At 39.2% G+C, this 13402-nt stretch carries 13 protein-coding genes, 3 tRNA genes and 1 pseudogene; 10 read left to right on the top strand and 7 right to left on the bottom strand.

Features of this window, described 5'->3' with window-relative positions; genetic code table 11:
* Positions 1–294 precede the first annotated feature (294 nt).
* Together dsrB and cspE are read right to left on the bottom strand one after the other, a co-directional pair.
* Positions 295–486, bottom strand: coding sequence for a protein DsrB (gene dsrB / locus M1E93_RS12810; RefSeq protein WP_004918512.1), 192 nt, complete (start codon positions 484–486; stop codon positions 295–297).
* A gap of 108 nt (positions 487–594) precedes the next feature.
* Positions 595–807 carry a transcription antiterminator/RNA stability regulator CspE gene (gene cspE / locus M1E93_RS12815; protein WP_008911725.1) on the bottom strand — a complete coding sequence of 71 codons (213 nt, stop codon included), beginning with the start codon at positions 805–807 and terminating at the stop codon, positions 595–597.
* A 471-nt stretch (positions 808–1278) separates the two neighbouring features.
* Here cspE and M1E93_RS12820 point away from each other — a divergent pair, with 471 nt between their 5' ends.
* Both M1E93_RS12820 and M1E93_RS12825 read left to right on the top strand, forming a co-directional pair.
* The gene (locus tag M1E93_RS12820) at positions 1279–1797 is read left to right on the top strand and encodes a YlaC family protein (protein ID WP_426206983.1); all 519 of its coding nucleotides are present in this window, start codon (positions 1279–1281) and stop codon (positions 1795–1797) included.
* A gap of 122 nt (positions 1798–1919) precedes the next feature.
* A tRNA-Asn gene (locus M1E93_RS12825) sits at positions 1920–1995 on the top strand.
* A gap of 37 nt (positions 1996–2032) precedes the next feature.
* Here the strand turns inward: M1E93_RS12825 and M1E93_RS12830 are convergent.
* On the bottom strand, positions 2033–3220 hold the full coding sequence (locus M1E93_RS12830; RefSeq protein ID WP_004918509.1) for an anaerobic sulfatase maturase: 1188 nt from the start codon (positions 3218–3220) through the stop codon (positions 2033–2035).
* A 12-nt stretch (positions 3221–3232) separates the two neighbouring features.
* The gene (locus tag M1E93_RS12835; protein ID WP_004918507.1) at positions 3233–4948 is read right to left on the bottom strand and encodes an arylsulfatase; all 1716 of its coding nucleotides are present in this window, start codon (positions 4946–4948) and stop codon (positions 3233–3235) included.
* Positions 4949–5166: 218 nt separating this feature from the next.
* Between M1E93_RS12835 and M1E93_RS12840 the strand changes: the two genes are divergently transcribed.
* Positions 5167–5242, top strand: a tRNA-Asn gene (locus M1E93_RS12840).
* A gap of 125 nt (positions 5243–5367) precedes the next feature.
* Here the strand turns inward: M1E93_RS12840 and M1E93_RS12845 are convergent.
* Together M1E93_RS12845 and M1E93_RS12850 are read right to left on the bottom strand one after the other, a co-directional pair.
* Positions 5368–5613 (bottom strand): hypothetical protein, encoded by a 246-nt coding sequence (locus tag M1E93_RS12845; protein ID WP_231405861.1) that lies wholly within the window; start codon positions 5611–5613, stop codon positions 5368–5370.
* A 38-nt stretch (positions 5614–5651) separates the two neighbouring features.
* A complete protein-coding gene (locus M1E93_RS12850) occupies positions 5652–6374 on the bottom strand; it encodes a hypothetical protein (protein ID WP_104873379.1) in 723 nt (240 codons plus the stop codon).
* Positions 6375–6916: 542 nt separating this feature from the next.
* Here M1E93_RS12850 and M1E93_RS12855 point away from each other — a divergent pair.
* The 5 genes and pseudogenes from M1E93_RS12855 to M1E93_RS12875 all read left to right on the top strand — a co-directional run bounded on the left by M1E93_RS12855 (position 6917) and on the right by M1E93_RS12875 (position 10409).
* Positions 6917–6992 (top strand) — tRNA-Asn (locus M1E93_RS12855).
* A 195-nt stretch (positions 6993–7187) separates the two neighbouring features.
* Positions 7188–8237, top strand: a complete 1050-nt coding sequence (gene pyrC, locus M1E93_RS12860; RefSeq protein ID WP_104873378.1) for a dihydroorotase — start codon at positions 7188–7190, stop codon at positions 8235–8237.
* 210 nt (positions 8238–8447) lie between these two features.
* The gene (gene bssS, locus M1E93_RS12865; protein ID WP_004918503.1) at positions 8448–8702 is read left to right on the top strand and encodes a biofilm formation regulator BssS; all 255 of its coding nucleotides are present in this window, start codon (positions 8448–8450) and stop codon (positions 8700–8702) included.
* 180 nt (positions 8703–8882) lie between these two features.
* Positions 8883–9643 (top strand): annotated as a pseudogene (locus M1E93_RS12870) (IS5 family transposase).
* Between the two features lie 172 nt (positions 9644–9815).
* The gene (locus M1E93_RS12875; RefSeq protein ID WP_014658016.1) at positions 9816–10409 is read left to right on the top strand and encodes a LuxR C-terminal-related transcriptional regulator; all 594 of its coding nucleotides are present in this window, start codon (positions 9816–9818) and stop codon (positions 10407–10409) included.
* Positions 10410–10442: 33 nt separating this feature from the next.
* On the opposite strand, the gene M1E93_RS12880 is transcribed toward M1E93_RS12875, so the two are convergent.
* The gene (locus M1E93_RS12880; RefSeq protein WP_014658015.1) at positions 10443–11489 is read right to left on the bottom strand and encodes a rhodanese-related sulfurtransferase; all 1047 of its coding nucleotides are present in this window, start codon (positions 11487–11489) and stop codon (positions 10443–10445) included.
* A 259-nt stretch (positions 11490–11748) separates the two neighbouring features.
* On the opposite strand from M1E93_RS12880, the gene M1E93_RS12885 reads away from it, so the two are divergent.
* Positions 11749–12381, top strand: a complete 633-nt coding sequence (locus tag M1E93_RS12885) for a DUF1007 family protein (RefSeq protein ID WP_040132990.1) — start codon at positions 11749–11751, stop codon at positions 12379–12381.
* Positions 12372–13394 carry a nickel/cobalt transporter gene (locus M1E93_RS12890; protein ID WP_104873377.1) on the top strand — a complete coding sequence of 341 codons (1023 nt, stop codon included), beginning with the start codon at positions 12372–12374 and terminating at the stop codon, positions 13392–13394. Before M1E93_RS12885 ends, M1E93_RS12890 begins: the two co-directional genes overlap by 10 nt.
* Positions 13395–13402: the final 8 nt, after the last annotated feature.

A 13402-nucleotide genomic window follows, 5' to 3' on the forward strand; every position in this document is an offset into this window, starting at 1 on the left:
ATACCCGGAGGAAATAATGAATAGAAATAGAGCTTCATGATTTTTACTCACAAAATAACAATAAGCTATTGATAGCTCATCACTTTATATTAAGGAGTATCGCGTGCATTTACGCTCGATACTGCCCGCCATGGTGGCAAGCAGTTAAATAGAAAGGTAATTAATTACTTGCCAATAAATTTAGTGTTTGTGTTACAACTCTGACTGTCCAAGTAATTATCTCCTAAGAAAATTTGCAAGAAGTATAGATTGCGTCATTTATGAAGTAAAGCTTTAAAAAAATATTTAACAAATTTAACTTTCAATAGGGCTGACAAATACGCCTTCACCACCCTCTTTTTCGTTAAAAAACCAAATACCGCCCGGGTACTCTGGCAAGGAAACTAAATACATTGTACCTTCATTAAAAGGCTCAATTAACAATATCTTCCCTTCACGACGACTCTGTCCGTCTGTTTTAACATAAACACGATCATGAATTTTCATTGATGGCGGTCTCCAGTAAAAAAAATCCTCTGAAGCCTAGTTTAGCGGGTATGAAAAAGCCCGTCATTAAAAATGACGGGCTTTAGAAAATCAGTTAAGCAATTAAGCTTAGATTGCAGTTACGTTAGCAGCTGCTGGGCCTTTCGCACCATTTTCAATGGTGAATTCAACTTGCTGGCCTTCTGCCAGAGTTTTGAAACCAGCGCCCTGAATGGCAGAGAAGTGAACGAAAACGTCTTTGCTACCATCAGCAGGAGTGATGAAACCGAAGCCTTTAGACTCGTTGAACCACTTAACTTGACCTTTCATTTTGTCGGACATTTGACTTTTCCTATATAACATCAAAAAAACTTGCCTTTTCGGCATATATGGGCCAGAGTCAACTATTTAATCAGGAAAAAACCAAGATGAAGCGTCACGGTCAAAGGCTATCTGGGATAACTTTCTTCTTTAGAACACAAACTCAGTAATCGTACATCAAATAGGACTGCTAAACAGGCCGAGACTCATTAACTCATGAGTTAAGGATAATAGCAACTATTTTATATAGATTACCCCTAAAAAAATGCTGTTTTTTAAGTTACGTCACTTTTCACGCGGTTAACCGAACAAATTTTTTCGCATTTTGTTGATAGATTAAAAGATTTATTGAACAAATATCCCATTTGTCAGTGAGATTATTCTTATACAGTGACAATTACACTCAAAATTTTTTACAACTGATATATAACAATTCAACTTACGCATGATACTCTTCAAGGTATAGATGCCTTTACAGAGAGCTATCACATTATGGATATCATCAAAAAAATACTTATTGAAGATTTAGACACCATCAATAAAAAAGAAAAACGCGATGGCAAACCTTACTTCAACAGTCAATTCATCGCAAATCATCCTTACCTGTGTATCGGTATGGTCGCGGCCTATATTCCATTAGCAATTTTGGTTTTATATGCCCCTTATTTTGGTCTGTATTGGATGCTAGGTTTTACCGCACTATTTGTTATTTTAGCGGCTGTCTTATTATTTGATATTAAACCTGTTTACCGTTTTGAAGATATTGGCGTGCTCGACCTGCGTGTTTGTTATAATGGCGAGTGGTTTGTTACCGAGCAAGTTTCTGATGCATCAATTCAAAAGATACTTGATTCAAATGAAGTCAATCATGCAATTAAGCAAGAAATAACCCGTTTGCTAGAACTTAAAGGGATGTTTTCATTTTATGATATTTATCATATTGCCTATCCTGAGATCCCATCACAGGCAAAGGCCCCTTTAATGACTCAGAATAAAGCGCAATATCAATAAGCTAGTATGAAAATCAACCATAATGCACAGTCAGTAATCAAACAGATTATTTTTGTGTTTTTATCGTTGACAGTCTGAGGCGATACCGTTAATATTCGCCTCGTTCTCAGGAACACAACAATTCCTCCATAGTTCAGTCGGTAGAACGGCGGACTGTTAATCCGTATGTCGCTGGTTCAAGTCCAGCTGGAGGAGCCAAATTTTGAAAGCCCGCTTTATAGCGGGCTTTTGCTATTTAAGCAACCGCATTTTTTAAGAATGCATTACGCCAATGCTGAACCCCCTGCGCATTTCGCTGATATTGCCTTATCGGCGCTAGCACCAAACTAAAAAAGGCAAAGTAGCCTTCGCACAATTGGTTACGTCCAAATTGATTCAAATGAGCCGGGCAACCGCCTTGGCAAACCATTTTAACCGAGCATTGTTGGCACTCTTTGCGTCGACTCTTATTTTGCCCAAAAGGCAACGAGATAGATGCCTCGACAAAATCACTAAATCCTTGCTGCCCATTAAATTGACCAAGATAGTGACTTTGATTTGCTTGATGATCGCAAGCGTAAATCTCGCCTTGAGTTTCCATCATCATATTCGTGCCACAGCGTTCTGAATGAACACAAGTACTGCTCACCTGAGTAAAGTATTGGCTATATACCTGTTCAATGTTCATCACAAAAACACGCCCGATATGCCCTGACGCTTGCCACTGTTGATACACTGAGCTTAAAAATAGCCCCCAATTATTCGCACTGAGCGTGAATCCTTGATGGATAGCATCCCCCTCCAGCATAAGGGGTTGAAATTGAATATAGCGAATACCGAGTTGTACAAAATGAAGGTAAATCTCTTTGCCTAAATGAGCGACACCATCGTGTACCACCGTTAATATATTGAATTCAATGTCAAACTGTTGCAGTAGTGCGATCCCTTTTATTACGGAGGCATAGCTGCCACTATTTCCCCTTCTATCATGACGGTATTGATCATGGATAGATTCGGGGCCATCAAGGCTCACGCCAATAACAAAATCATGTTGTTTCAAAAAACGGCACCAAGAAGGCGTTAATAACGTCGCATTCGTTTGCAACGTGTTAATAATACGCACTCCGTGAGGCGCATATTTTTGCTGTAACGCAATCGCGCGCTTATAAAAATCTAACCCCGCTAATAACGGCTCTCCACCTTGCCAGACAAAATTGATCTCTTTGGTGTAAGCCGGCTGGGCAGCTATATAATTTTTAATAAATGGTTCCAACATGGCTTTGAGCATTGGCGCCGCTTTCTGCTCATTATGCTGGGGGTAATAACAATAATCACACTTTAAATTACATCCCGAACCAACAGGCTTTAATAAAATATGAAAAGGAATTGCTGATTTTAATGATTTCCCCTGCAATCTGGGAGGGTCATAAAAAGAAATTTTCATATTAACCTCCCATCATTTCACCTTTGCAGGCTCAATACGCTTATTTGTCTTCGGATCTATGCCGATATAGTTCCCTGTAGACTCATCGACACCGATGTAATCGATAGCCTCTCCTTTCGCTTCAATAATCATGCCGGTCTTGGCAAATTGTTCGTATTTCTTTTGCAGCTTTTGCACAATTTCAGGGTGTTTTGCCGCTAAATCACGGGTTTCAAGTGGATCTTCTTTTAAATTGAAAAGTTGCCAAGGAGCCATTTCTGCTTTTGGAGAGGCTTTCACTAAACGCCTTAATTTCCAATCGCCTTCGACTAACGCCGCTTGATTATGTAATTCGACACCAAATAGCTGCCGTGGATTAACAGTCGATTTGCCAAGGAAATGGGATTTAAAGCTCGTACCTAACATCGGTAATGGATGGATATTTTTGATCTGCTTATTAGCATCAATACCAGCAAATTCATATAGCGTTGGGGCAATATCGTAAACCGCCATCGGTGTTTTATCTATACTCCCCGCCTTACCAATACCCGGCCCAGTGATAATTAAATCGGTATTGATCCCCCCTTGAGCACTGGTCGTTTTATGGTAATTGGCATAAGGTGCATTACTGACATTCGCCCATTGAGGCCCCACAGAGACAAACGAATTCTTACGCCCAAGATTTTCATAGCTATTATCAAACTGTTTCCAATATTCAGGGTCTGACTCATAATAAAAACCGGATGCAGGGTTTGCACCATTATCTGTCGCAAAAATAATAATCGTATTTTTATCTCTCCCCGTCTCTTTTAGCGTATTAATAACGCCACCAATCTGATCGTCCATATAGGCAATCATTGCAGCATATACTTGCATCGTTTTAGCTGCATAGCGCTTTTCTTCAGGGGTTAATTGTTCCCATTCCTTATCCAAATTTAATTTCGGCATCGGTGTTTTATCGTTAATAATCCCTAATTCTTTCAAGCGATTTATTCTTTGCCGATAAATTTTGCCAAATCCTTCGTCATATTTTCCGTCAAATTTACGGATCCAGTCATCAGGCGCTTGGATAGGATCATGAGGTGCGGTGAAAGCGAGGTAAGCAAATATTGGTTGATCACTCGGAGTCTGTTTAATCCACTGTTCCAATTGCTGCGCATAGTTTTTACTTGAATAAAAATCGCTCGGCAACGAAACTTTCTCGCCATTTAACGTATAATACGTATGGAAACTTTCAACCGTTCCAAGCGGTTTAGCATCATCAAAATGACTGGTTCCTCCTCCCATAAAAGCAAATGCTTGATTAAAACCTCGGTCTGTTGGCCTCGCACCTTTGGTATAACCTAAATGCCATTTGCCTGACATCAACGTGTTATAACCCGCATCTTGGAAGCGTTCAGCCATGGTTACCACTCTATCCGTTAAGCGTAATTCATAACCTGGCTTGCCGACCGTATTTTCATACCACCACATCCCTCCCATTCCCGCTTGTTGGTTTGTGGCTCCAGTCATTAACATTGAGCGTGCAGGAGCAGACATCGGCGAAGTGTAATACTGGCTCATCCTGACACCTTGCTCAGCCATTTTTTGCAAATTTGGTGTTGGGATTTCCCCTCCAAAAGGGCTAATGTCCGAATACCCCATATCGTCGGCAATGATGATCAGAACATTAGGCCTATCATCGACTTCCCCCAATGCCACACCCGACATCACGGAACTTAATGCAATTGCTAGCAGTGTTTTTTTCATCACATCACCATATTGTTAATTTATTGTATCATTAACGTTAAATATAGTTTTGCTTTATGACTATCGTTCTTAGGTATGATATCTACAGGTAATGTTTTTCGCCGACATAACCACCGCATTGCTCACTTAGCAATCACTTGGCATTTTTTTTCATATTTATACTTTACAAGCATGAACAGGATGGGTAATATGCGCCTCGTTCTCAGGAACACAGCAATTCCTCCATAGTTCAGTCGGTAGAACGGCGGACTGTTAATCCGTATGTCGCTGGTTCAAGTCCAGCTGGAGGAGCCAAATTTTGAAAGCCCGCTTTTTAGCGGGCTTTTTCGTTATGCAGACTTATTCTAACATTATTTGAATAAATCGCGTTCGTTAGCTAATAACTCTTTATTTCCCTTCTCTATGGTTTGCCTAAAACGTTATGAGAGATCTAAGAAATCAATAATGGTCAAGTGCTTTTTATTCATTTCTAACACTCGATTTTGTAAATATTGCTGAGTGATTTCATAACGGTCATTGTTAGCATATTTCACATAAACCATTCTTAGTAAAAAATAGAGCACAAAAAGTACCAAGTTGAGCCCTAAGAATAACAACAGAATATGTAGATTAGCTCTAAGTTCAGGAGCAAGGGAAAAAGAAAAAGGCATTAGTGAGAATGTCATAGTGAAACCAAAGAGAATGGCGAATTTTAATGAAAACATTACGCTATATCTTTTGAAGAAAAAAAATATATTGAAGTAAATAGGTAAGCTGATTGACTCGTATTATTAATGAGACCAATCACCGCTTTTTTCTCATCATGGATAATCTCAACATCATCCCCTTTTGCAACAATAAATGGCGCTTGGCTCCTCATAAAGATACTATTTTCCTTTCTTCGTTCATGAGTACCACAATAGTAAATATTGCCCTTACTGTGAATATAATGGTAATTATTGGATGCATCAATTTCTACCCTTTTATCAGCAACATAGTTACTTATATGTACATTCTTATTAATAGTTTCCTTTTCCTCAACTTCAAAATGACTAACATGCAAACCTAATTTTTTTATACGATTAATATTTATATCAGGATTACTTTCTATATAATAATGTTCAGTGAAACTCAATTTATTAATTATCTTTCTTAACAGAAAAAACATATAGAAATAGGCTTTTTTATTGAATATTCCAGTTTCACTTTGTCCCTTTTCTTTTTGTAAATTTAGAATCGCCGAATTAAAAGGAGAACATAACATTATCCACAATCCTTTTACCCCATAAATCAAACCTATGTAAACAATTGCCATCAGAATAAATGCTATTCCTGATAGGAATATATCTGCTTTTATAATCATTATCAGGATCGCCATGATAATTAGCACAAAAAAATTAAAGAGAAATGCAAAATCTCCCTCTCCTCGCTCGTAATCAGTCGTCAATTCACATCCATTTTCAGCGATTAACCAATATAACCAATAATCACCACTATCGAGTTGACTAACACAAACCTTTAATTTTTCATTTTTTTGATACTGTCTAATTTGGGAAGTATTTGGGGAAATTGAGAGCTATAACAATATAAAACCTTATTTGATGCTATGATCCTTATAATGTCATCACCACAAATTTGTTGAATATCATATCGGTCAAACTGTACCTCAATGACCGTAGTATCCTTTGGCACATGCTCCTCCTTGTTCTATTCCATTTTTAGTTTTATCGTACGTTAAGATAACGTGCCTACTATTATTAAATCAGTTATCCATACTAAAATATGCAAACCAAGCCACAAAAATAGCAATGACCATTCATCGCAAATACCACAATTATAGCGATCAGTTTATTTTTAGCACCTGTCAGATCCCTTATTCGATGAAAGTTACAGCAATTCGATCACATAACAAGCAATCGAACTTTTATTGCTGTTTCTTCTTTGACTTTTAGAATCAGTAACGCTAATATTCCTCTCGCTTTAAGGCGTTCCTCCATAGTTCAGTCGGTAGAACGGCGGACTGTTAATCCGTATGTCGCTGGTTCGAGTCCAGCTGGAGGAGCCAATCTCTTCTTATTTAATTCATCTTAATTCACCCAACCTTATCTTAAATTCACATTTTTTCTGTCCTATCATAAAACCATTCTTTTTCAAGATAATTGTGAATTAACATAGCTATTTTATCGTTTTCGTTTTATCATTCTGCTCCGGCTTGAGCATTTCGCTCATTACTCTATTTACCCTTTACGGAGCCGGTTTCATGACAACTGCAACAACTTTAACGATCCGCCGCCCAGATGATTGGCATGTTCATTTTCGCGATGGTGATATGCTAAAAACTGTTGTGCCTTATACCAGTCAATTCTTCGGTCGCGCCATTGTCATGCCAAATCTCGTTCCCCCTGTCACGACAATAGAGATGGCTAAAGCATATCGTGAACGTATTATTCAAGCAGTTCCTGAAGGTGATCGCTTTACGCCATTAATGACGTGTTATTTAACTGACACCACGAATGCTGATGAACTAATACGCGGCTTTCATGAAGGGATATTTACTGCTTGTAAACTGTACCCTGCCAATGCAACAACCAATTCAAGCCACGGAGTCTCTGATATAAAAAATATCTACTCTGTACTTGAGGCAATGGAGCAAGCAGGAATGCCATTATTGATCCATGGAGAAGTCACATCCAGTCAGATTGATATCTTTGATCGCGAAGCTCGTTTTATTGAGCAAGTCATGGAACCTCTTAGAAAAACATTCCCTAAATTAAAGGTGGTTTTTGAGCACATCACCACTAAAGAAGCTGCCCAATATGTACTAGGGGGCGATGACTATCTAGCAGCTACATTAACACCACAACATTTAATGTTTAATCGCAATCACATGTTAGTTGGCGGTGTGCGCCCACATTTGTACTGCCTGCCTATTCTAAAACGCAATGTTCACCAAGAAGCATTGCGTGCAGCCGTTGCTTCAGGCAGTGATCGTTTCTTCTTAGGAACGGATACAGCACCTCATGTTCAACATCGTAAAGAGTCCTCCTGTGGCTGCGCTGGGGTTTTTAATGCTCCAACAGCACTTGCAGCTTATGCAACAGTTTTTGAAGAACTCGGCGCACTTGCTCATTTTGAAGCCTTCTGCTCATTAAATGGCCCTAAGTTCTATAATTTACCTGTTAATGATGGCTTTATTCAGTTAACTAAAGAAGAAAATATAACCACCTCATCCATTGAGTGCGGCCATGATGCACTGATCCCTTTCCTTGCAGGTGAGGATGCTCGCTGGTCTGTACGCGTTGTTGACTAGTCATATCGACGGGAAGCTCATCACTTCCCGTTAGTCCTTTTCCCTTTTTTGTCACTTTTTTGCATAATCTGTCATTTGGATGCAAAAAAAAGCGTATTTTTCTTTTCAATTGGCAAAATCCCCTTATACTGATTGATACTCGTTATGAGTTTTTCGCTCTTAGTCAGTTATCGATATATATTTATCACGCAGTATGATTAGGAGGTGTTTATGAATAGAAAAAATGAAGTGATTCAGACTCACCCTGTTGTTGGCTGGGACATCAGTACTGTTGATGCCTATGATGCAATGATGTTGCGTTTGCATTATCTCCCAGAAAAAAGTGAAAACAGTGAGAACGCCATTGTTGATAAAACAATGTGGTTAACAACCGATGTAGCCAGACAACTTATTGATATTCTACAAGCCGGTATTGATAAAATAGAGTCCGGTGATTATGTAGAGCCTGACTTTAAAACGCACTAGTGAAAATAATGGATATTTGGTAATAACCAAATATCCATTAACACCATCAATAATTCATATCTTTTTAGTATATTAAGAACCTATCCCAAAAGGAATTGTCAGATAATACATAATGATAATTTATGAGGGCAACGTATGGTAGGTAATAAGTGGCAAATCAGTGATGAACTCTGGGAGAAAATGGCTCCTCTCATCCCGGAGCATAGAACTCAACACCCGCTGGGTACGCACCGCAAGCGGGTTGATAATCGCGCTGCAATGAACGCCATTTTCTTCGTACTCAGGACGGGTTGCCAGTGGAATGCGCTAAATGCCACCGGTATATGCTCGTCAAGCTCTGCTCATCGCCGATTTCAGGAGTGGCGGGATGCTGGCGTATTTGAACGCTTCTGGCAAAACGGGTTGCTTGCTTGCGAACAGTTGGACGCTATTGACTGGTCGTGGCTGTCGATGGATGGTTGTATGACCAAATCACCGCTGGCAGGCTCAAAAAAACAGGCAAGAACCCAACAGACCGAGGGAAACGGGGCGTAAAGCGCAGTCTGATGACTGACGGGAACGGGCTTCCGCTTGCACTGGTTGTCGCTGGAGCAAATACGCACGACATAAAGCTGGTTGCGGATACGCTCGATGCCCTCCAGACGGGCAGACCGGGCAAGAGGCTCCGGTTGTGCATGGACAAAGGGTATGAAGCGGAATGGTTGGGAGCGTATCTGAAAAGTCGTCGCTATGAACCTCATATCCAGTCACGGAAGGATGAATCAGAAGCCATCAAAAACACGGATTTTAAGGCCCACCGCTGGGTTGTAGAGAGAACACACAGTTGGATGAATCGCTACCGTCGTGTCCTGACTCGTTGGGAGAAGAAGGTCGAGAATTATGAGGCAATGCTGCATCTTGCCTGTGCCATCATTGTCTGGAATAAAATCCTATTGGGATAGGTTCTAAATTTTTATACTTCTAATAATTAATATTCATAATATAAAAATAATAATAGTTATTTTTATATTAATTGCAAAAACAAACTAAATTAATTATTTTTTATCACTAGTTTATTGACTTTAATATCCATTCCAATTTATTGTAATCCTCTTTCGAACAAGGATGTTCCTTATGAGAATACTCATTATTGATGAATGTTATTATACTCGAATTGGTATTACTGAATACTTATCTTCAAATAAAAAACTTGAGTTTATTAGTGTAGGATGTATTGATGAAGCTATTCATTGTATTAACAATAGTAAACCCAATATCATACTCGTGAATTTAACTTATTATTGTCACCATTCCAATTACTGTTTAACTTTAAAAAAGCTATTAAGCACATCAAATGAGATTAGATTCTATATCTACATTAATGCCCCTTATCCAATATCTGATAAGCCACTATTACTTAAAGATAATTATTTTATTATGTCTAAGAAAATCATTATCCCTACGTTAGATAAAGTGATCAATGATGCGGAACAAATAGAAAAAACAATAAGGCTAACTAATAATTCAAACTCATCAATATTTACACTAAAAGAACAATGCATTATTAATAGTTGGATGAATGAAACACCGAATCATATTATTTCAAAAAAACTGGGGATCAGTAATAGCACCGTTTATTCACAAAAAAGACATATTGTCACCAAAGTCTATGTTAAAAATCGTATTGAGCTATTTTTTATTTATAATATTTTTAAATATCTCTATTAAAAAAAGCCCTTAATCGGGCTTTTTTATGAGTGACTAATTATCGTTATTTAATAGGCCATCACTTAAGCGATGACGTGATTTATTAAATATTTTATTGCTGACTTCACGCCCTGCTCGACGTGCACGTTGCACTTCTTCTGGCAGTTTCATCTCCTCAGTACAGGCAACACTACAGCAGCCTTCATATTTTTCTGCGCATGAAGGGCACTGAATAAATAATAAATGACAGCCATCATTACGGCAGTTCGTATGCGTGTCACAAGGTTCACCACATTGATGGCAGTGAGCCAATACTTCATCAGTAATGCGCTCCCCCATGCGGTTATCAAACACAAAGTTTTTCCCTTTAAAACGTAACGGTAAACCTTGCTCTTTGGCTTTACGCGCATATTCAATAATACCGCCTTCAACGTGGTATACGTTCTTAAAGCCATTATGCAGCATGTAAGCACTCGCTTTTTCGCAGCGGATCCCACCTGTACAATACATGACTATATTTTTATCTTTTTGTTCCTGTAGCATATCTACAGCCATTGGCAGCTGATCTCTGAAAGTATCAGAAGGCACTTCAATCGCGTTTTCAAAATGACCAACCTCGTATTCATAGTGGTTACGCATATCTACAAATACGGTATTCGGGTCATCAATCATCTCATTCACTTCATGTGCTTTAAGATATTGCCCTGTCTTTGAGGCATCAAATGAATCGTCAGTAATCCCATCCGCAACCACACGATCACGGACTTTCATGCGTAAGACCCAGAAAGATTTACCATCATCATCAATAGCGATGTTAAGACGTAAATTATTCAGTTCAGGGCTAGTGCTATAAATCAGTTCGCGCAACGCTTCGACATTTGATGAAGGCACGCTGATTTGAGCGTTGATACCCTCTTTAGCGATATACACACGGCCAAACACATTAAGTGCTTTGAACTTCACATACCACTCGTTGCGAAATTCTACTGGGTCGTGGATGTTGAAATATTTATAAAACGAAATTGTGGTACGTGGCTCAGTCTCCGCCAACATACGCTCTTTAAGAATTTTATTTGAAATTTGATTATGTAACACTGGCATGGTGTTCTTTAAACCCTTATAACTCATTGAGATTAATTTAATAAAATGTACCAGTGTCCACATAGTGTCCACACTAGCCATTATGACTATTATCGCTGTTATTTTGTGAATAAAAAACCCTGAATGTTAAAAGGTTTTATATTGAATATTACAATGCCCTCTCGATAGTAAGTTGCACCATAAATTTATTTCACATTGAAATTAAGTTATGTTATAACATTTTTCGCCTATTTGACTTACTCGTTGAAATGTACCGCTTATGAAATTCAATGTGTTATTCCTCAGTTTGTGTTTAGTCTTTTCTTTCAAGAGTTTTGCTCACCCCCATAGCTTTATCGATATGCAGGTCATACCCGAAATCAAGCAACAGCAAGTTATCGGCCTGACATTCACGTGGAAGATGGATCCAATGACCTCTGCGGATATTGCTTATGAGTTAAAAAATAGCCAAGAAGATGACATTCAATGGAAAACGCAAGCGGCAACATTAATGGCAAATATTCTTGCCCAGGACTATTTCACCGACTTTTATTCACAAGGTAAAAAAATAGCTTTTCAAGCGATACCAAGCCATTACCGCTTACAACGTGAAGGGCTACAGCTTATTTTTTCATTTACTGCGCGATTAAAACAACCCGTGCCGATAAAAGGATTGGATATCGAGTTTATGACTTATGACCCGACATTTTTTGTCAGCATGACCTATCCCAATCAACAGGCGGTTATTCTATCTAACACGCTAGACTCCCAATGTAAAATGACGCTCAACGAGCCTAATGTCACTGATGAGTTACGCTTTTATGCCTACTCGCTCGATATCAATCAAACACCTGAAGATGACACCACATTAGGGCTGCAATTTGCTCAAAAGGTGAAGATTGCATGCCAATAATTCAACGTAATAAACCCAAGCACCTAAACTTAATCATCGTTGGCGTAGTTTTCATCGCTCTCTGCGCCGCCGCTTATCTCTACCAAAATTGGTCAGTTTGGTTACAAACCAGTGTTGCTTGGCAGCGCCAGCTCAATCTTTTACTCTCGGAACTACTGCAATCGACTCAGCGCGACCCATTACAAGCAGGTAGCTTGCTAGTCGCTGTCAGCTTTTTATATGGGCTCCTTCATGCACTAGGCCCAGGTCATGGTAAGCTGATCATTAGCACCTATATCGCCACCCACCCAACACGTTTAAAACAAAGTGTTATCCTTAGTCTACTCGCTTCTTTATTACAAGGTGCCGTGGCGATTGTGTTAGTTTCAGCTGTATTAGTGGTTTTCCAGCTCTCTACTCGCCACTTGAATATGGTTAGCTTATACAGCGAAAAACTCAGTTATGGTTTCGTTGTTTTGCTGGGTGCCTTATGTTGCTACAAAGCATTTCATCAATGGCTAAAAGCCAGAAATAAACGGACAGCATCAGTCTTACATATCCAGCGCCTTTTGCCGTTAAATTCAACCTCAATATCCGCTATCAAGACACCGCCTAAAATGGCTCCTCTTTGCCAGTGTGGTCACCAACATGTTGTCTCAAGTCAGCAGTTACAAGCCTCTTTACGCACCCAAGCCATTTTGGTTCTATCTATGGGGCTGCGACCTTGCTCCGGTGCATTATTGGTATTGCTTTTTTCTTATGTGATTGGGGTGTATACGTGGGGGATCTTCGCTGCACTAGCCATGGCAATGGGAACCGCATTCACCATCAGCCTTATTGCTTTGTTTGTCTATTTTATGCGTCATCACGCAATGCGGCTGACCAAAACTCAGGGGATCTCTTTTTCGCCTTACTGGCGCGCGCTCCTTTATTTGTGTACAGGGTTAATTTTTATTCTGTTAGGTGTCTTGATGTATCAAAGTTTGATGCTCACTGAAACAGCGTCACCTTTGCTATCGCCACGAATACGCTGATCAAAAGA

Source organism: Providencia sp. PROV272 (genome assembly GCF_049901975.1).
Taxonomy (GTDB): domain Bacteria; phylum Pseudomonadota; class Gammaproteobacteria; order Enterobacterales; family Enterobacteriaceae; genus Providencia; species Providencia stuartii.